General features: G+C 72.2%; 22 protein-coding genes. 11 read left to right on the forward strand and 11 right to left on the reverse strand.

Annotation, left to right across the window (positions count from 1 at the left end; genetic code table 11):
* Window positions 1-45: 45 nt before the first annotated feature.
* Window positions 46-1,530, reverse strand: coding sequence for a DUF7059 domain-containing protein (locus ACN27J_RS32510; protein ID WP_421372658.1), 1,485 nt, complete (start codon window positions 1,528-1,530; stop codon window positions 46-48).
* A gap of 111 nt (window positions 1,531-1,641) precedes the next feature.
* Here ACN27J_RS32510 and ACN27J_RS32515 point away from each other — a divergent pair, with 111 nt between their 5' ends.
* Window positions 1,642-2,217 (forward strand): HhH-GPD-type base excision DNA repair protein, encoded by a 576-nt coding sequence (locus ACN27J_RS32515; protein ID WP_421371978.1) that lies wholly within the window; start codon window positions 1,642-1,644, stop codon window positions 2,215-2,217.
* A 94-nt stretch (window positions 2,218-2,311) separates the two neighbouring features.
* Complete coding sequence (locus ACN27J_RS32520) at window positions 2,312-2,674, forward strand: DUF3099 domain-containing protein (protein ID WP_421371980.1); 363 nt, start codon at window positions 2,312-2,314, stop codon at window positions 2,672-2,674.
* Here the strand turns inward: ACN27J_RS32520 and ACN27J_RS32525 are convergent.
* Together ACN27J_RS32525 and ACN27J_RS32530 are read right to left on the reverse strand one after the other, a co-directional pair.
* Complete coding sequence (locus ACN27J_RS32525) at window positions 2,642-3,622, reverse strand: carbohydrate kinase family protein (protein ID WP_421371981.1); 981 nt, start codon at window positions 3,620-3,622, stop codon at window positions 2,642-2,644. The two genes, ACN27J_RS32520 and ACN27J_RS32525, sit on opposite strands and share 33 nt — an antisense overlap.
* Entirely contained in the window at window positions 3,619-4,620 is a 1,002-nt protein-coding gene (locus tag ACN27J_RS32530; RefSeq protein ID WP_421371982.1) for a pseudouridine-5'-phosphate glycosidase, read from the reverse strand. The genes ACN27J_RS32525 and ACN27J_RS32530 overlap by 4 nt, the downstream gene beginning before the upstream one ends.
* A 90-nt stretch (window positions 4,621-4,710) precedes the next feature.
* On the opposite strand from ACN27J_RS32530, the gene ACN27J_RS32535 reads away from it, so the two are divergent.
* Both ACN27J_RS32535 and ACN27J_RS32540 read left to right on the forward strand, forming a co-directional pair.
* Window positions 4,711-4,935, forward strand: coding sequence for a DUF3039 domain-containing protein (locus tag ACN27J_RS32535; protein WP_123600724.1), 225 nt, complete (start codon window positions 4,711-4,713; stop codon window positions 4,933-4,935).
* 162 nt (window positions 4,936-5,097) lie between these two features.
* Window positions 5,098-6,810: a DEAD/DEAH box helicase gene (locus ACN27J_RS32540; protein ID WP_421372661.1), complete on the forward strand. Its 1,713-nt coding sequence runs from the start codon at window positions 5,098-5,100 to the stop codon at window positions 6,808-6,810.
* Between the two features lie 16 nt (window positions 6,811-6,826).
* Here the strand turns inward: ACN27J_RS32540 and ACN27J_RS32545 are convergent, their stop codons facing one another.
* The 4 genes from ACN27J_RS32545 to ACN27J_RS32560 all read right to left on the reverse strand — a co-directional run bounded on the left by ACN27J_RS32545 (window position 6,827) and on the right by ACN27J_RS32560 (window position 10,045).
* Window positions 6,827-7,330 (reverse strand): SRPBCC family protein, encoded by a 504-nt coding sequence (locus ACN27J_RS32545; RefSeq protein WP_421371983.1) that lies wholly within the window; start codon window positions 7,328-7,330, stop codon window positions 6,827-6,829.
* A complete protein-coding gene (locus tag ACN27J_RS32550; protein ID WP_421371984.1) occupies window positions 7,327-7,713 on the reverse strand; it encodes an ArsR/SmtB family transcription factor in 387 nt (128 codons plus the stop codon). Before ACN27J_RS32550 ends, ACN27J_RS32545 begins: the two co-directional genes overlap by 4 nt.
* A 170-nt stretch (window positions 7,714-7,883) precedes the next feature.
* On the reverse strand, window positions 7,884-8,114 hold the full coding sequence (locus ACN27J_RS32555; protein WP_123604458.1) for a DUF7455 domain-containing protein: 231 nt from the start codon (window positions 8,112-8,114) through the stop codon (window positions 7,884-7,886).
* A 242-nt stretch (window positions 8,115-8,356) separates the two neighbouring features.
* The gene (locus tag ACN27J_RS32560; RefSeq protein ID WP_421371986.1) at window positions 8,357-10,045 is read right to left on the reverse strand and encodes an RNA polymerase sigma factor; all 1,689 of its coding nucleotides are present in this window, start codon (window positions 10,043-10,045) and stop codon (window positions 8,357-8,359) included.
* Between the two features lie 360 nt (window positions 10,046-10,405).
* Here ACN27J_RS32560 and ACN27J_RS32565 point away from each other — a divergent pair, with 360 nt between their 5' ends.
* Complete coding sequence (locus ACN27J_RS32565; protein WP_421372663.1) at window positions 10,406-11,218, forward strand: inositol monophosphatase family protein; 813 nt, start codon at window positions 10,406-10,408, stop codon at window positions 11,216-11,218.
* Window positions 11,219-11,248: 30 nt separating this feature from the next.
* Here the strand turns inward: ACN27J_RS32565 and ACN27J_RS32570 are convergent, their stop codons facing one another.
* Entirely contained in the window at window positions 11,249-11,767 is a 519-nt protein-coding gene (locus tag ACN27J_RS32570) for a LytR C-terminal domain-containing protein (protein ID WP_421372665.1), read from the reverse strand.
* Between the two features lie 435 nt (window positions 11,768-12,202).
* Here ACN27J_RS32570 and ACN27J_RS32575 point away from each other — a divergent pair, with 435 nt between their 5' ends.
* Entirely contained in the window at window positions 12,203-12,499 is a 297-nt protein-coding gene (locus ACN27J_RS32575; RefSeq protein WP_123600728.1) for a DUF4193 domain-containing protein, read from the forward strand.
* A 94-nt stretch (window positions 12,500-12,593) separates the two neighbouring features.
* Complete coding sequence (locus tag ACN27J_RS32580; protein ID WP_421371987.1) at window positions 12,594-13,418, forward strand: hypothetical protein; 825 nt, start codon at window positions 12,594-12,596, stop codon at window positions 13,416-13,418.
* A gap of 10 nt (window positions 13,419-13,428) precedes the next feature.
* On the opposite strand, the gene ACN27J_RS32585 is transcribed toward ACN27J_RS32580, so the two are convergent.
* The gene (locus ACN27J_RS32585; RefSeq protein WP_421371988.1) at window positions 13,429-13,986 is read right to left on the reverse strand and encodes a DUF3093 domain-containing protein; all 558 of its coding nucleotides are present in this window, start codon (window positions 13,984-13,986) and stop codon (window positions 13,429-13,431) included.
* 97 nt (window positions 13,987-14,083) lie between these two features.
* Between ACN27J_RS32585 and dut the strand changes: the two genes are divergently transcribed.
* The 4 genes from dut (at window position 14,084) to ACN27J_RS32605 (ending at window position 16,488) form a co-directional block, all read left to right on the forward strand.
* On the forward strand, window positions 14,084-14,581 hold the full coding sequence (gene dut, locus ACN27J_RS32590; protein WP_421371990.1) for a dUTP diphosphatase: 498 nt from the start codon (window positions 14,084-14,086) through the stop codon (window positions 14,579-14,581).
* A 31-nt stretch (window positions 14,582-14,612) separates the two neighbouring features.
* Window positions 14,613-15,251: a DUF3710 domain-containing protein gene (locus ACN27J_RS32595; RefSeq protein ID WP_421371992.1), complete on the forward strand. Its 639-nt coding sequence runs from the start codon at window positions 14,613-14,615 to the stop codon at window positions 15,249-15,251.
* Window positions 15,252-15,374: 123 nt separating this feature from the next.
* The gene (locus ACN27J_RS32600; RefSeq protein ID WP_278168155.1) at window positions 15,375-15,755 is read left to right on the forward strand and encodes an OB-fold nucleic acid binding domain-containing protein; all 381 of its coding nucleotides are present in this window, start codon (window positions 15,375-15,377) and stop codon (window positions 15,753-15,755) included.
* 49 nt (window positions 15,756-15,804) lie between these two features.
* Window positions 15,805-16,488, forward strand: a complete 684-nt coding sequence (locus tag ACN27J_RS32605) for a DUF3159 domain-containing protein (RefSeq protein ID WP_421371993.1) — start codon at window positions 15,805-15,807, stop codon at window positions 16,486-16,488.
* Between the two features lie 29 nt (window positions 16,489-16,517).
* Here the strand turns inward: ACN27J_RS32605 and ACN27J_RS32610 are convergent, their stop codons facing one another.
* Together ACN27J_RS32610 and ACN27J_RS32615 are read right to left on the reverse strand one after the other, a co-directional pair.
* A complete protein-coding gene (locus tag ACN27J_RS32610; protein WP_421371994.1) occupies window positions 16,518-17,252 on the reverse strand; it encodes a potassium channel family protein in 735 nt (244 codons plus the stop codon).
* Window positions 17,252-17,917, reverse strand: a complete 666-nt coding sequence (locus ACN27J_RS32615; protein ID WP_421371995.1) for a potassium channel family protein — start codon at window positions 17,915-17,917, stop codon at window positions 17,252-17,254. Before ACN27J_RS32615 ends, ACN27J_RS32610 begins: the two co-directional genes overlap by 1 nt.
* Window positions 17,918-17,968: the final 51 nt, after the last annotated feature.

Consider the following 17,968-nt stretch of genomic DNA (forward strand, 5'->3'; position numbering starts at 1 on the left):
GCCCGCCGTGTCGGCGTGCCGGTCGGCCGGTCACACCGCCGCCGGTCACTCCGGCAGCAGGATGCCGCGTTCGACCAGCCGGGCCAGGACCGGCACGGCGGCCTCGGCGAGCTCCTGCTCGGGTACGTCGTGCGCGAGCGCCAGCAGCGACAACTGCTCGCGCATCGGCAACCGGCCGGTGCACCCGCCGACCACCGCCTGTACCAGCGGATCGATCTCCTCGGTCCAGCGCAGCCCACCGGTCAACGTGACGGTCTGCCGGTCGACCGCCCAGCCGTCGTCGCCGATGCCGGCCTCCTGCTGCAGCCGCAGCCCGTCGGCGGACCGGTAGCGGGCGTCGAGCAGACCGGCGGCGTCGCGGGCGCGCAGCCAGTCCTGCCGGGCGAACCACTCGTCGACCCGGTCGCCCAGCGGCGGTGCCACCTGCTGGCGCAGCTCCTCGACCCGGACCACCGGGTCGGCGTGTCCGCTACGGCGCAGGGTGACCAGGCCGAAGCCGACCGCCTCGACCTTCTGCGCGTCGAACCAGTCGAGCCAGGCGGCCGCCCGGTGCGCGTCCGGGCCCTCGCTGGCGTCGGCCAGCCACAGATTGACGTAGGAGACCGGGTCGGCCACCTCCCGCTGGATCACCCAGCCGTCCAGCCCGGTGCCGGCCAGCCAGCCCGCGACCCGTTCGGTCCAGTCCTCCCCGGCGACGTGCATCCAGTTCGCCAGGTAGTGCATGGTGCCGCCGTCGGCGAGCAGATCCGGGGCGGCGGCCGCGAGCTCGGCGCAGATTCCGTCGCCGATCCGGCCGGAGTCGCGGTACGTGTGGGTGGCGGTGCCCGGCCCGACCACGAACGGCGGGTTGCTGACCACGAGGTCGAACCGGCGACCGGCGACCGGCGCGGTCAGGTCACCGTGCAGCAACTCCCACCGTTGGCCGTTGAGGGCGGCGGTGGTGGCGGCGAACCGCAGCGCCCGGGCCGACAGGTCGGTCGCGGTGACGCGGTCGGCGTGGCCGGCCAGGTGCAGCGCCTGTACGCCGCAGCCGGTGCCGAGATCCAGCGCCGCGCCGACCGGCCGCCGGTGCACCGCACCGGCCAGGGTGGTCGACGAGCCCCCGATGCCGAGGACGTGATCGGCGGCGAGCGGCTGGCCTGCCCGCAGGTGCGACGGCACGTCTGAGATCACCCACCAGGCGTCGCCGTACGGCTCCAGGTCGACGCCCTGCCGCAGTCCGGGTCCGTCCGGTGACTGCTCCACCAGCCCGGCGGCGAGCGCGTCGGCCAGCGGCAGCGGCGCCAGTGCGGCGGCGACCGTGTCGGCCGGCTCGGTCTGGGCGCAGACGAACAGGCGGACCAGGGTGGCGAGCGGATCACCGTCGGCGGTGCGCCGCAGCGCTTCCCGGTGATCGTTGCGGGCCACCGCGGAGGTGGCCTGCGGCCCCAACCGCTCGGCGATCCCGGTCGAGGTGAACCGGGCCGTGGTCAGCGCGGTCCGCAACTGGTCGATCCCGGCCGCGTCGAGCAGCGCGGGGTAATCGGTCATGTCGTCGGTCACGTTGCCATCCTGCCCGGTCAGCTGACTAATCCTGGCCCATCCTGCCCGGCGGGGCGGGTCGTCGCCGGGCGATCTGCTCCGATCCGGCAGGATACGCGGATGAGCCTTTCGCTGCCCATCGACGCGGACGCCAACGAGTTGCTGCGGCGCAGCCCACTGGCGCTGGTCGTCGCGATGGTCCTGGATCAGCAGGTGCCGCTGGAGCGCGCCTTCTCCGCGCCGTACGACCTGGGTCTGCGGCTGGGGCACCAGCCGGACGCCCGTGAACTCGCCGAGTACGACCCCGAGGAGCTGATCGCGGTCTTCGCCCAGCGGCCGGCGCTGCACCGGTTCCCGAAGGCGATGGCCGCCCGGGTGCAGCAGGTCTGCCGGATCGTCGTCGACCGGTACGACAACGACCCGGCCCGGATCTGGACCGACGCCCCGGACGGGGCGACCGCGTTGGCCCGGATCAGCGAGCTGCCCGGCTTCGGCAAGCAGAAGGCGCAGATCTTCCTGGCGCTGCTCGGCAAGCGGTACGGCGTACAGCCGACGGGCTGGCGGGAGGCGGCCGGTGAGTTCGGCCGGGACGGGGTGCACGTCTCGGTGGCCGACATCGTCGACGAGGACTCCCTGGTCCGGGTACGCGAACACAAGCAGCAGATGAAGGCGGCGGCGAAGGCGGCCAAGGGCTGACCGGCCGCGTCCCGCCGGTCACGTCTGCGGCTGGGCGTTCGGCGACGTGCGCCGGCAGGTGCGACGATGGCGGTACGCGACACGAGGAGGCACGGTGCGACGGACCGCTGGGCAACCGACCGTGATCACCGACGCCGAACCGAGCCCGGGAGACCAACTGCGCGGCCGGCAACGTCGGTACGTGCTGATGATGTCGATCCGGGGCATCTGTCTGATCGTCGGCGCGGTCCTGGTGACCAGCGAGGCGCCGCTGCTCTGGCTGTGGCTGCCGATCTGCGCGGTCGGCATGATCCTGGTGCCGTGGCTGGCCGTGCTGCTGGCCAACGACCGGCCGCCGAAGGACCGGCACCGGATGCGCAACCAGCGGCGCCAACCCACTCCTCGGGGCGGCCCGGCGCAGGTCGGCGCGGTGCCGGCCACGCCGTCACCGGCCCGCGTCATCGACGTCGAGCCCTGACCCGACGCGGCGAACCGGCCGGGCACCGACCACCCCCACCGCCGTCGCGCCCGCCCGCCCGGCGGCGGCCAGCGCGGTCACCGGATCATCGCCGGTGAGCCAGGCGGCGAGTAGCCCTGCGGCGAAGGCGTCACCGGCGCCGGTCGGGTCGACCACCGGCACGGTCGTCGCCGCCGCCGACACCACCGTCGCCGCCGACATCACCGTTGCCGGCTCGTGCCAGACGGCTCCGCCGGAGCCCCGCTTGACCACCAGCCGCCGGACCGGCGCCGGGGTCGGCAGTCCGTCGGCCAGCCCCAGCGCCGTGGCCTCGTCGAGGTTGGCCAGCAGCAGGTCGGTCCCGCGTACCCAGTCGAGGAACCTCGCCGGTCCGGCGGCCAGCAGCGGAGCCGCCGACGCCGCGTCGACGCTGGTCGACATGCCGCGCGACCGGGCAGCGACCAGCGCGTGGCGGCCCGCCTCCCGGCTGCCCGGGTGCAGCAGCGGGTAGCCGGACAGGTGCAGGTGTGTCGCGTCGGGAAACAGCGCCACGGCGTCGTCGACGTCACCGGCCCGCAGCGACAGGTTGGCACCCCGGTCGGCGACCATCGACCGCTGCTCACCGTGGGCCAGCACGATCACCGTGCCGGTCGCCGTGCCCGGGCAGCGCCGTACCGCCAGGTCGACCCCGGCCTCGGCCAGCTCGGCCAGCCGGATGTCCCCGAGGTCGTCGTCGCCCGCCGCCGCCACCAACGTCACCGGTACGCCCTGCGCGGCCAGCCAGGCCGCGGTGTTGGCGGCCTGGCCGCCGCCGGTGAACCGGATCCCGCCCGCCGTGTCCGAACCGGCCGCCAGCGGAGCGGTGAGCACGGCCACCACGTCGGTGACCAGGTCGCCGACGACCAGGACCCGGCCGGGGCGCGGCCGACCAGGGGCCGGGCCGTCGCCGGTCAGCCTGCGGCCGGTCACCCCGCCGTGCCGGTGGGCTCCGCGGCGCCGGCGAACTCGGCCGCGTGGGCGGCCTCCGCCACCGCCGCCGCCACGGCGATCCGCCCGGCGAGGTCGGCGTTGCGCAGGATGATCCGGATGTTCACCGCCAGGCTGGCACCCGCGGTGGCCGAGTGGAAGTGCGCCAGCAGGAACGGGGTGACCTCCTTGCCGGTGACGCCCGCCTCGGCCATCCGGGCCAGCCCGGTGGCCAGCGTGGTGTCGTGCAGACCCGGATCCAGTTGCTCCTGCGGCGGCAGTGGATTCGCCACCACCAGCGCACCCCCGCCGAGGCCGTGCCGGCGCCGCGCCCGGATCACCTCGGCGACGTGTTCCGGCGAGTCGAGCGACCAGTGCAGCTCGTGGCCGCTGTCGGTGACGAAGAATCCGGGGAACCGCCGGCTGCGGTAGCCGGCGACCGCCACGCCGAGGGTCTCCAGCCGCTCCAGGGTGGCCGCCACGTCCAGGATCGATTTCACCCCGGCACAGACCACGGTGATCGGCGTACCGGCCAGGGTGACCAGGTCAGCTGACTCGTCGAAGGTCTGCGCCGCCTCCCGGTGCACCCCGCCGAGCCCGCCGGTGGCGAACACGCCGATCCCGGCCGCCGCGGCGACCACGCTGGTGGCGGCGACCGTCGTCGCCCCGTCCACGCCGCTCGCCGCGGCCAGCGCCAGGTCCCGGGCGGAGAGCTTGGCGACGGTGTCGGAGCCGGCCAGCCGGGTGAGCTCGGCGTCGTCCAGGCCGACCACCAGCCGCCCGCCGAGCATGCCGATGGTGGCCGGCACCGCGCCGGTGGCCCGTACCGCGGCCTCGATCTCGCGGGCGACCCGCAGATTGTCGGGTCGCGGCAGGCCGTGTGCGATGATGGTGCTTTCCAGGGCGACGATGGCCCGTCCGTCCCGGCGGGCGTCGGCCACCTCGGCGCCGTACTGGATGTCGTAGTGCAACGGCCCGGTGCGGCCTGCGGATTCTGCCATGATCACCACGGTACGGGGCGGGGGTCGCGCCGGACGTTGGACCCGTACGCCACAAACTGCCAAACTCTCAGCCTGGAGGTGGGAGACGACGTGACTACCGAGGTTCTTGAGCGTCCCGAGGTCAAGGATGCCGACGCCGACAACGGCCCGGAGATGTTCCACTACGTCCGCAAGGACAAGATCGCCGAGAGCGCCGTGATGGGCACCTTCGTGATCGCACTGTGCGGCGAACGCTTCCCGGTGACCCGTACGCCGAAACCCGGATCACCCGTCTGCCCCCGGTGCAAGGAGATCTACGAGTCGATGACCGGCTGAGCCGGACTCCGATCGGCCTTCGCGTCCACCGGCCGCGAGGGCCTTTTCGTGGCCGTCGACCGCACTCCGGTCACGGCCGCCGGACGAGCGGGTAGACGGTTCCGTGATCGCCGGCTGGTCCGGACCCGATCACGGGGGAAAGGGGTTCGCGTGCCGACCACCATGCCGACGGTCGACACGTTCCCGGCGCTGCGCGGTTGGCAGCGCCGGGCACTGGTGGAGTATCTGCGCCGGCGCAGCGAGGACTTTCTCGCCGTCGCCACGCCGGGTGCCGGTAAGACCACGTTCGCGCTGCGGATCGCGGCCGAGTTGCTGGCCGACGGCACCGTCGAGGCGGTCACCGTGGTCGCACCGACCGAGCACCTGAAGACCCAGTGGGCGGCGGCGGCCGGCCGGGTCGGCATCCAGCTCGACGCGGCGTTCCGCAACGCCGACCTGCACTCGGCCGCCGACTTTCACGGTGCGGTGGTCACCTATGCCCAGGTCGGGATGGCCCCCCAGGTGCACCGGCGGCGCACGATGACCCGGCGGACGCTGGTCATCCTCGACGAGATCCACCACGCCGGTGACTCCCGGTCCTGGGGCGACGGGATCAAGGCCGCGTTCGAGCCGGCGGTCCGCCGGCTGATGCTCACCGGTACGCCGTTCCGCTCCGACGACAACCCGATCCCGTTCGTGCGTTACGAGGCGGGCGGCGACGGCCTGCCGAGATCCCGGGCCGACAGCATCTACGGCTACTCCGACGCGCTGCGCGACGCAGTGGTCCGGCCGGTGCTGTTCCTGGCCTACTCGGGGGAGACCCGGTGGCGGACCAGCGCCGGGGACGAACTCGCCGCCCGGCTGGGTGAGCCGATGACCCAGGACCTCGTCGCCCAGGCCTGGCGGACCGCGCTGGATCCGGCCGGCGACTGGATGCCGGCGGTGCTGCGCGCGGCCGACGCCCGGCTCACCTTCCTGCGCGACGGTGGCATGTCCGACGCCGGTGGTCTGGTCATCGCCAGCGATCAGGCGGCGGCCCGCTCGTACGCCCGACTGCTGGAGCGACTGACCGGGGAGAAGGCTGCGGTGGTGCTCTCCGACGACGCTGGCGCGTCGGCCCGGATCGCCGCGTTCGCCCGGTCCGAGCAGCGCTGGATGGTGGCGGTCCGGATGGTCTCCGAAGGGGTGGACATCCCCCGGCTGGCCGTCGGCGTGTACGCGACCAGCGCCTCGACGCCGCTGTACTTCGCCCAGGCGATCGGCCGGTTCGTCCGGGCCCGCCGGCCGGGGGAGTCGGCGACGGTGTTCCTGCCCAGCGTCCCGCACCTGCTCGGGCTGGCCAGTGAGATGGAGGCCGAGCGGGACCATGTGATCGGGGCGGCCAAGAAACGGGAGGGCTTCGACGACGACCTGCTGGAGCGTGCCCAGCGCAACGAGCAGGCCAGCGGGGAGCTGGAGAAGCGGTTCGAGGCGTTGTCGGCCACCGCCGAGCTGGACCAGGTGATCTTCGACGGTGCCTCGTTCGGTACCGGGGCCCAGGCCGGCACCCTCGAGGAGGAGGAGTACCTCGGCCTGCCCGGCCTGCTCACCCCCGATCAGGTCACGGTACTGCTGAACCGTAGGCAGGCCGAGCAGGTCGCGGCGCAGCGGCGGGCCCGGTCGACGGATCAACCGGTACCCGCCACCCGGCCGGCGGAACGGCCACCGACCGCCGGGGAGCGGCGGATCACCCTGCGCCGTCAGCTGAACGCCCTGGTCGCCGCGCACCACCACCGCACCGGGTTGCCGCACGGCAAGATCCACGCCGAGTTGCGGCGGCGGTGCGGCGGTCCGCCGAGCGCGCAGGCCACCATCGAGCAGCTGGAGGAGCGGATCGCGATGGTGCAGACGCTGTGACCCGGGTAGGCGCCGGTCAGCCGGTCGCCAGCAGGTGGTCCAGCTTCTCGTACCCCTCGCGGACGCCGTGCTCCATCCCGCTGGCCAGCATCTGGTCGCGGGCGACCAGGTTCTCGACCAGCGACAGTACGGTGACCCGGGTACCGCCGTCCGGCAGGTCCTCGAAGGTGGCGGTGTCCAGGCTGACCCCGTCGGGCACCCCGTCGTAGGTGAAGGTCTGCACCAGCCGCTCGTCGGGGCGTACCTCATGGAAGGAACCGTAGAACCCGGCGATCTGTTCGCCGTCGCGCCAGTTCGTGTAGCGATAGCTGCCGCCGGTGCGGCCGTCCCAGTGTTCGATCCGCAGTTCCAGGTCCTTCGGGCCGAGCCACTGGGTGACCAGGTCGGGGTCGATCCAGGCGCGGAACACCCGGGCCCGGGGCGCGGCGAAGTCGCGGATGATCCGGATCCAGGGCAGGTCGGGGTGCGCCTCGATGCGGGTACGGGCGGTCGGGTCGTCGGTCGTGGTCGTGGCTTTCACGCTGCTCCCTGCTGTTCGGGGTCGATTCCGTGGGTGCTGTGCCGGTCGGTGGTCGACTGGTCGTCGTCCAGCGCGGCCAGTACGGCGTCCAGCCGGCTGAACCGCTCCTCCGCGCGTTGGCGGTACCGGTCGAGCCACCGGGACACCAGGTCGAAGACCTCGGCTTCCAGGTGGCAGGGCCGCCGCTGGGCGTCCTGGCTGCGACTGACCAGGCCGGCGTCCTCAAGCACCTTGATGTGCCGGGAGACCGCCTGCACGGAGATGTCGTAGGGCGCGGCCAGTTGATTGACGGTGGCGTCGCCGTCGGTCAGCCGGGTGACGATGTCCCGGCGGGTCGGATCGGCCAGCGCCGCGAACACCCGCGACAGCTGGTCCTCGCTCACCCGGCACCTCCCTCTTGTTCAACCTTCTGGTTGAACAAGAGGGTATGCTGATCCCGGGCAGCTTCGCAACAACTTGGTTGAATAAGCAGCTGGCGCGGCCAAAAAGAAGGGCTGGGCCCCACCGTCCGGTGGGGCCCAGCCGTCGTCGCTGTCCAGGTGGTCTCGTCGTGTCAGTTGGCCATCAGATCGGCGCCACGCCAAGTGAACTCAGGGTCGGCCTTGAACTGCACCGCGATCTTGACGAGATCGTCGGCGTACTTGTTGGCGTGGTGTCCGCAGAACACCAACTCGCTGCCGCCCGCCAAGGTCACCCGTAGTTTGCCGGCCGCGTTGCACCGGTCGCACCGTTCATCGGCGCCTAGGGCATCCACCGTCTCCGGAGGCGTGAGAGTCGGGGTCATCGCCTTCCTCCTCTGGTCGTCACCGATGAACACACTCTTCGGTCTGTCACCCATCGTCCAACACCGGCGGGGGTCCCCGCCTTCCCGATGTGCCCCCGGGGGACCGGGCTCACACCTGGTAGGCACAGTGTGCCGTGAACCAAGGGTGCCACGTCAACGATCACCGCCGGGTAACGTCGTGATGACCTGGGCTTGGTAGACGCCAAGTGACCAAAGTTACACATTGGGTTGTCCTGAACCGGTCAGTCCAAGTAGTCCCGGAGCACCTGTGAACGTGACGGGTGTCGCAACTTGGACATCGTCTTGGACTCGATCTGGCGGATCCGTTCCCGGGTGACCCCGTAGACCTGTCCGATCTCGTCCAGCGTCCGCGGCTGCCCGTCGGTGAGACCGAACCGCAACCTGACCACCCCGGCCTCGCGTTCCGACAGGGTCTGCAGCACCTGCTGCAGCTGGTCCTGCAGCAACGAGAAGGAGACCGCGTCCACCGCCACCACGGCTTCGGAGTCCTCGATGAAGTCACCGAGCTGGCTGTCGCCCTCGTCGCCGATGGTCTGGTCCAGCGAGATGGGCTCCCGGGCGTACTGCTGAATCTCCAGCACCTTCTCCGGTGTGATGTCCATCTCCTTGGCCAGCTCCTCCGGCGTGGGCTCACGGCCCAGGTCCTGCAGCAGCTCGCGTTGGATACGACCCAGCTTGTTGATCACCTCGACCATGTGCACCGGGATCCGGATGGTGCGGGCCTGGTCGGCCATGGCACGGGTGATGGCCTGGCGGATCCACCAGGTGGCGTAGGTGGAGAACTTGTAGCCCTTGGTGTAGTCGAACTTCTCGACAGCCCGGATCAGGCCGAGGTTGCCCTCCTGGATCAGGTCGAGGAAGGCCATCCCCCGACCGGTGTACCGCTTGGCCAGCGAGACCACCAGCCGCAGGTTCGCCTCCAGCAGGTGGTTCTTGGCCCGCTCCCCGTCCCGGGAGATCCAGCCCAGGTCCCGGGTCAGCTGGGTGGGCATCTTCTGGTCGCTCTCGTCGGCGGCCCGCAGTCGCTCCGCCGCGTACAGCCCGGCCTCGATCCGCTTGGCCAGCTCGACTTCCTGCTCGGCGTTGAGCAGCGGCACCTTGCCGATCTGCTTCAGGTACGCCCGGACCGAGTCGGCCGAGGCGGTCAGCTCGGCGTCCCGGCGGGCCTGCTTGAGCGCCTCGGACTCCTCGTCGTCCCACTCGAAGTCGTTGTCCCGGGTGGCGTCGGCCTCGGCCGCCTGGGCGAGCTCGGCCGGCTCCTCCACCACGACGTCCTCGATCTCTGCCGCCAGTGTCTCCGGATCGATCTCCTCGTCCGGCGTGTCCGGGTTGCTGCCGTCCTTCGCGGTGGCCTTGCCCGCCTTGGCCGGGGCCTTGCCGGCCGGCGTGGCGCCGGCGGCCTTGGCCGGGGCGGCACCACCGGCCGCCTTGGCGGCCCGGGTCCGGGTGCTCTTCGGCGCGGGCTTCGCGGCGGGCTTGGCCGCCGACTCCTCGGCCGGGGTGCCGTTCTGCGCTGCGGCCGGCACCGCCGCCGTGGTGGCCTTGCGGGTGGTGGCCTTTTTCGCCGGCACGGCCACCGCCGGGGCCGGCTCGTCGGGGCCCGGCGCCTGTTTCGGGGCGGTCGGGGCCCGACGGGTGGTCTTGGCCGTGGTGGCTTTGGACGCCGGGGTGGCGGACCGGGCCGCGGCGACCCGGCGTCGGGTACTGGCCGAGCCGTCCACCACCACGGTGACGCCGGCGTCAGCGAGCGCGCGGAGAATCTTCTTGGCTTGGGCCGGAGTCACTTCGGCGGACTCAACCGTCCGTGCGACCTCGGCCGACGTTAGCTGACCGCCGGCCTGTTCGGCATGGGCGATCAGGGTGTCGGTTAGCGAGCGTACGTCGGCGCCGGTGTGGCGGAGTTCTGTCACGAATGACCTTCCGGAGGCGATGAACGAGCACGGCCGGACCGGCCACCGCAGCGCGGAGCGACGTGCCGGTTGTGATTGTGTCCCCCCGCGACCGCTCCACCGGCCGGACCGGCTGACCGTGACACGAGGGCAGGCGTGAATTGTAACGCCGTTTGTGGGGATCATCCCGCCACGCGCGAGCCAGCCGCCGGTCGGGGGCCACCGACATGGAACGAACGTGGACTTTGACAGGATGTTACCCCTGCCGTACGGGTGATTGTCGCTGACCACCCGGCCGAGGCGGCCACCCGGTCCCCGGCCGGCCCTCGCGGGTCCGTCAGCGGGGCCGGCGACCGGGCGTACGGCGGAGAAGGGGAGACGATGGCGGAGCGGACACCCGAACCGGACCACCTGTTGGAGATCGCGGTCGACGTCGCGCGGGCGGCGGCGCGTACCGCGGCCGAGATGCGCCGGGCCGGGGTCTCCGGGCTGGCCACCAAGAGCACCGCGACCGACGTGGTCACCGCCGCGGACCGAGCGGTCGAACGGCAGGCCGTCGCGGCGCTGCGCGAGCGGCGCCCGACCGACTCCGTGCTGGGCGAGGAGTACGGCGACTCCGCCCCGGCCGGGGGCCGGGTGCGCTGGATCCTCGACCCGATCGACGGGACGGTGAACTACCTGTACGGGCTGCCGAACTACGCCGTGTCGCTCGCCGCTGAGGTGGACGGCGAAGTGGTCGCGGGAGTGGTGCGCAACGCCGCCACCGGGGCCGAATGGACCGCCGTGCGGGGCGGCGGTGCCTACCGCGACGGGCGACGGCTGGTCGGCTCCGATCAGTCGGAGCTGGCCCAGGCGCTGGTCGCCACCGGGTTCGGCTACGACTCGGCGCGTCGGGTGCACCAGGCGCAGGTGCTCGTCGGCCTGATGCCGCACGTGCGGGACATCCGCCGGTTCGGCGCGGCGGCGATCGACCTGTGCCTGGCCGCCGAGGGCCAGGTCGACGCGTACTTCGAGAAGGGGCTCAACCTCTGGGACCAGGCGGCGGGGGGTCTGGTGGCGGCGGAGGCGGGCCTGCTGGTCGCCGGACTGGCCGGGGCACCGGCCGGACCGCAGATGGTGGTGGCCGCCCCGCCGGCGTTGTTCCCGGCGCTGCAGGGGCACCTGATCCGGCTGGACGCCGCCGGCGGGCCGTGACGGCCGGGTCGGTCAGTCCGTCGCGGTCGGTCAGTCCTCGGGCGCGGCGCAGGTCTGTGGCGGCAGGACCGGCTTGCCCAGTGCCGCCAGCGACTGGTTCACCTCGGTGGTGGTCGCCAGTTGCCGGAACGCGTTGCCGATGACCACGTCCACGATGTCGTCCTCGCGGGCCGGGTCGTACTCGGTCCTGGCCTGGTCGAGGAAGTAGGCGCGCATCAGGTGGGCGGAGCCGACCGCCTCGGGGCCGTACCGCAGCACGGCCACGTCGTCGATCCGCCGGCCCTCCGGGTCGTTGGCCGCCTCCTCGATCTGGAAGTTGCGGTTGCTCAGATCGTCGGCGATGTTGGTGGCGAGCCCGCTGGTGTCGGTCGCATTGTAGACATTGAGCCGGACGTCCTTGGCCTCCCGTAGCTGGACGTCGGCCAGGGCCCAGCCGTCCGGGCAGGTGGTCGCGGTGGCCTCGCCACCCTGGCTGTCGCGGATCATCGCGACGATGACGAAGACCAGGGCGAACACGACAAGTCCGCCGATGACGACGAGCGCTCGCACGCGCGCAAAGCTCATGGATCTGGCCCCCTGCGAGGTGTGGCGGTGCCGGGTGTCGGCCCGCCGCACTGGCGAGTACCGAGTATGCCCGCCGAGGTTAGCGGTTGTCCGGACGGCACGGTAAACAGCTCGCCGTCCGGCCGGCGTGCCGGCGCCGATCGGCCGGCGGGTACCCCTATCTTCGTGTCGCCTGAGTCACACTGGGAACAACTTCCGGTGTCTGGGCGTACATCAGTCCCACAAGGGCGGTATACATGCGTCGGCCAGAGAGGGGTAAGGTACCGCGCTCGCGGGGGGAGTTTCCTGCGGCAACCGCAAAACGGCACAAAACGGGACGTTTCGCCGGGATGTGGTCCCACCAAGGCTCGCATGGGAACCGAAATACCGTCGTCCGGCGTTATCACCGGAAGCGACTGAACGATACGGGAGAGTGAACCGATGGCCACCGACTACGACGCTCCGCGTCGCGACGAGGTCGACCTCGGCGAGGACAGCCTGGAGGAGCTCAAGGCACGGCGCGTCGACTCACAGTCGGGCGCCGTCGATGTGGACGAAGCCGAGGTGGCCGAGAGCTTCGAGCTGCCCGGTGCCGACCTGGCGGACGAGGAACTGACGGTGAAGGTGCTGCCGATGCAGTCGGACGAGTTCCGCTGCGCGCGCTGCTTCCTGGTCCACCACCGCAGCCAACTCGCCGTCGAGCGCAACAACGAGCTGATCTGTCGCGAGTGCACCTGACGACAAACGGGGGATGAGGGGGACACGCGGCGACCTCGACACGAGGTCGCCGCAGTCGCCGTGACCGCGTCCGGCCGTCGGCTCTGGAGGCAGCATGACCGATCCCGACCGTTCCGCACCGGACGGCGACCGGGCCGGGACCGACCGGTTCGCCGCCACAGTGGCGGAACTGACCGGGGACGCGACTCCGCCGGTCGACCGGCGACGCCTGCTCGGGCGGCTCGTGGAACAACTGCGTCGGCGTGGCGTGACCGAGCTGTTCAAGCCGGCGGCGGCGGGCCGGTGGCTGGTCCAGGCGGTGGCCGACGTCGCCCCGTACCTCCCGGTCCGCGACCTGGCCACGTTGCGCCGGCACCATCCGGACCTCGACGACGAGGAGCTGGCCGAGCGGTTGATCCGCAACGCCAGCCGGGTCAGCGCCGGGATCGGCGCGGCGGGTGGCGGCGTCTCGGCGGTCCAGTGGACCGTCACCCCGACCCTGCTGTCCGCGCCGGTGCTGCTGGCGGCCGAGACGGTCGCCGTCGTGGCCGTGGAGCTCAAACTGGTCGGCGAGCTGCACCAGGTGTACGGCGTACCGGTGCCCGGCGCCGGCACGGAACGCGCCGTCAACATGATCCACGCCTGGGCCAACCAGCGGGGCGTCAACCCGATGGTGCCCGGTGTCGGAGTGGGCGCGGTGCTCGGCACCGCCGCCCGCCGCGAGCTGGGCGAGCTGCTGCTTCGCCGGTTCGGCCGCAACCTCACCACCCTCGGCCCGTTCCTGACCGGCGCGGCGGTGGCCAGCTACCTCAACCGTCGGGCGACCCGGGCACTCGCCGACCGCGTCCGCGCCGACCTGCGTAGCCAGCGGCGGGCGCTCGGTCTGATGCATCCGCCGGCTCCACCGGCGATCGGGGGCGTGCGCCCACGGCCCGAATGATCCGGGCGTCTCAGCTGGCCGGCGGGTCGGCAGCGGCGCCGTCATCCGTCGCGCGGTCACCGGTCGCGCCGGCTGCCAGGCTCTGCTGGGCGGCGCGGATCTCGCCGGCCAACCGGACCGGATCCCGGGTGCTCACCACCCAGTACGGCGTGGGGTCCGCCGGATCGTTCAGCACGACCTGTACGGCGCCGGCGATCCACGGCCGTTGGATGACGAACGCCAGTGGGTCGGCGCCTACCCCGAGCAGTTCCCGGCGCCCGTCCCCGTCCAGGGCGACGACCTCGGCGACGTACCGCAGAGGCAGTCGGGCATCGTCGACCTGGAGCTCGTCCGAGGTGACCCGGATCGGGATTCGCCCCAGCCACCACAGGCCGGCGACGGTCGACGGCAGCAGCACGCTGAACGGCAGCCAGGCCCGGACCCCGGAGGTGCCCATCCAGATCTCGGCCGCCAGGAAGGCGGCGAGCGCCGACCCGCCCACCCAGAGCCACCACGGCAGGCGGAGTCGCTCCCGGTAGTGCACGACGGCCCGGTACGGTGTGTCGGGTTCGGCGGAAGCGGATGCCACGTCGTCCGAGGGTACGGGCCCGGCAGCGGGGTGTGTTCGGCGGCCTGTTGTCCGCAGAGGTCGTCCCGGTCGGCGGTGGCGGAGAGGGTGGGGGTTCATGTCTGACACGGTGCGGGTGGCGGTACGCCGGCTCGATCCGGGTCTGCCGGTGCCGGGCTACGCCCATCCCGGCGACGCCGGAGCCGATCTGTACGCCGCCGAGGACGCCGAGTTGGCGCCCGGCGCGCGGGCGCTGGTGCGTACCGGGGTGGCGGTCGCGTTGCCGGCCGGGTGCGTCGGGCTGGTCCACCCCCGATCCGGCCTCGCCGCGCGGCTGGGCGTCACCGTGCTGAACGCCCCCGGTACGGTCGACGCGGGCTACCGCGGTGAGATCCTGGTGAACCTGATCAACCACGATCTGTCCCGGCCGGCCCGGATCTGTCGAGGTGACCGGATAGCGCAACTTGTGATACAACGCGTCGAAACAGCAGAGTTCTCTGTCGTTGACGAGTTGCCCGACTCGGCGCGAGGTTCCGCCGGGCACGGCTCGACCGGCGGCCATGCCGGCCTGTCCGTCGTGGCCCAGCCGACCCCGGCCGAACCGGCAGCCCGCTGACCAGCGACAGCGCATACGGAAGGTTGGCATCGTGGTCTTCTCCCGCGGCCGCGGGCGCGGCCGGCACGCGCAGGACGGATCCGTCGGTCCCGAGACCGACGACCTGGCGCCCGGCAACCCGACGCAGGGCCCGTACGACGTGACCGAGGCCCCGACCGGCGTCCGCCGGCTCGACCTGGGCAGCCTGCAGATCCCCGCGATCGAAGGGGTCGAGGTCCGGGTCCAGGCCAACCCGGACGGGGCGATCCAGCAGGTGGTCCTCGCCAACCGGGGCAGCGCGCTGCAGCTCGGGGTCTTCGCCGCACCGCGTACCGAGGGCATCTGGGACGAGGTGCGCGTCGAGATCACCGAATCGCTGCGCCGCGACGGGGCGACCGTCCGGGAGACCACCGGCGAGTACGGCCCTGAGCTGCTGGCCCAGGTGCGTACCCCGGACGGCGGCACCGACCTGCGGTTCGTCGGCATCGACGGACCACGCTGGATGGTACGGGCGCTGTTCCAGGGCCCGGCCGCCGTGGACCCGGCGGCCGCCACGACGCTCACCGAAGTGCTGCGCGGGTTGGTCGTCGACCGCGGCCAGGAGGCGAAGCCGGTACGCGAACCGCTGCCGCTGCGGCTGCCCCGCGAGCTCGCCGAGCAGGCGCGGCAGTCGCCGCCGGCCACGCCGTAGCGGTACCGCCGCGACACGCACCGGCGGTCCGGCCGGTGCCGGTCGCGGCGTACCCTGGTGGGGCGGTCCGCACCCGACGTGGATCCGCGCCGCACCGGCGACGCCGAGGAGGGGCAGACGGTCATGGCGATCGATGAACGCCGTCCGTCGCTGCGCCGGTTCCTGCGCCGGCTCGCCGCCACCGAAGCCGAGCTGGACGCCGAACAGCTACAGCGGGAGAGCGCCGAGTGCGGAGCTACCCCCGCCGGGCAGTGTCACCGCGGCGAGGTCGTCTCGGTCTCCGGTCGGCTCCGTACCGTGGTCTACTGCCCTCGGACCAACCTGCCGAGCCTGGAGGCCGACCTCTACGACGGTAGCGACGTCGTCACCCTGGTCTGGCTGGGCCGGCGACGGATCGCCGGTATCGAACCGGGCCGCCAGCTCACCGCCCGCGGCCGGGTCGCGGTCCGCGACGACCGTAAGGTGATCTACAACCCGCACTACGAGTTGGAATCCCCCCGGTGAGCCGGCCGGTCACGTCCGGCGCCGCCACCAACAAAGGAAGGCGGTGCCGATGACCTCTGGACAGCACCCCCCGGCAGCCGGCAATGACGACGAGGAACGCCTGCCGAGCATCACCGAGCAGATGGCCGAGCAGCTCGGCGGCTGGCGCGGACTCGTCGAGTCGAGCGTGCCGATCGCCGTTTTCGTGGTCTGCAACGTCATCTGGGACCTGTCGGTGGCGCTGATCGCCGCGGTGAGTGTCGCGGTCGGTATCGCGGTGGTCCGGCTGCTGCAGCGCCGTCCGATCCGGCACGCGGTCAACGGGCTGTTCGGCATCGGCATCGGTGCCCTGCTCGCCTGGCGGACCGGCGAGGAACGCGACTTCTACCTGCCGGGCATCCTGTACGGCATCGGCTACGGGCTGGCCCTGCTCGGCTCGGTGGTGATCCGCCAACCGCTGGTCGGCTGGATCTGGTCGGTGCTCGCGGCAGGTGGCCGGTCCGAGTGGCGCGCCGACCCGGTGCTGATCCGCACCTTCAACCGGCTGACCGTGCTCTGGGGCGTCGTCTGGCTGCTCAAAGTCGGTGTGCAGGCCGGCTTCTACCTGGCCTCGATGGAGACCGCGCTGGGCGTCTCCCGGCTGCTGCTCGGTTATCCGCCGTACGCGGTGCTGCTGGCGATCACCATCTGGGTGGTCCGTCGGGTCAACCGTGAGCGCCACGACTCCGGACCGGTGCTGGCCGCCTCGAACTGACGCCCGCCTGTCCGTCGGCCCGGCCGGGTTTAGTCCTGCGGTGGCGGTTGCTCGTCGCGGACCGGCGCCGGCGGTTGCTCGCCGCGCCGGGTGCGGGCCACGCTGTCCGCCCCGAGGACCACCGCCCGGACGTCGTCCTCCACCTCGGCGGTGCAGACGAAGACGAGCTCGTCACCGGGTTCGAGCGGGTCGTCCGGGCCGGGGGCCAGCACCCGCTTGCCCCGCACGATCGCCACCAGGGCGGAGTCGCGGGGCAGCGGCACGGTGCGGACGGCGTGTCCGACGTACGGGGCGTCGGTCGGCAGGGTGATCTCCACCAGGTTCGCCTCACCCTGCCGGAAGGTCATCAGCCGGACCAGGTCGCCGACCGTCACCGCCTCCTCGACCAGCGCCGCCATCACCCGTGGCTTGCTGACCGCCACGTCGACGCCCCACTGCTCGGTGAACAGCCACTCGTTCTCGGCCCGGTTCACCCGTGCGACCACCCGGGGGACGCTGAACTCCGTCTTGGCCAGCAGCGAGACCACCAGGTTCACCTTGTCGTCACCGGTAGCCGCGACGACCACGTCGAACGTGCTCAGCTCGACGTCCTCCAGACTGGCCACCTCGCACGCGTCGGCCAACACCCAGTCGGCCTCCGGCACCCGGTCCGGCAGGAACAGCGCGGGATTACGTTCGACGAGAGTCACCTGATGACCGTTGCCGATCAGCTCCTGGGCGATGGAGCGGCCGACATTGCCGGCACCCGCGATGGCCACCCGCATCACCGCGCTCCTTCCGGCAGACTGCTGGCGGTCAACGTGACGGCGTCGGCGATGTCGTCGGTGACCAGCATGAAGACCTGGTCACCCTCCTGCAGCACGGTGGACGGGGTCGGCAGGGTGCCGATTCCGAACCGCATCAGGTACGCCGCCCGGGTGCCGGCCGCCCGCTCCAGCGCCTGCAGCGGCCGGCCGATCCACTCCCGGTGCAGCGGCACCTCGACGATCGACACCGTGCTGGTCGGGTCCCGGAAGATCTCCACGTGCCCTTCGGGGACCAGATGCCGCAGCATCCGGTCGGCGGTCCACCGTACGGTCGCCACCGTCGGGATGCCGAGCCGTTCGTAGACCTCGGCCCGCCGCTGGTCGTAGATGCGGGCGGCGACCCGGGACACGCCGAACGTCTCACGGGCCAGCCGGGCCGAGATGATGTTGGAGTTGTCGCCGCTGGAGACCGCCGCGAAGGCGTCGGCCTGCTCGATGCCGGCGGACTGCAGCACGTCGCGGTCGTAGCCGGAGCCGGTGACCCGGGTGCCGGCGAAGTCGCTGGGCAGTCGGCGGAACGCGGTGGCGTCCTTGTCGATCACCGCGACCGAGTGGCCGCGGTCCTCCAGGTTGTGTGCCAGGGTCGAGCCGACCCGGCCGCAACCCATGATCACCACGTGCACCTGAACCCTCCCGCCGGGCGATCCGTCGGACACGTGCCGGTACGGTCGCCA

The organism is Solwaraspora sp. WMMB762, assembly GCF_049179115.1.
In the GTDB taxonomy this organism is placed as follows: domain Bacteria; phylum Actinomycetota; class Actinomycetes; order Mycobacteriales; family Micromonosporaceae; genus Micromonospora_E.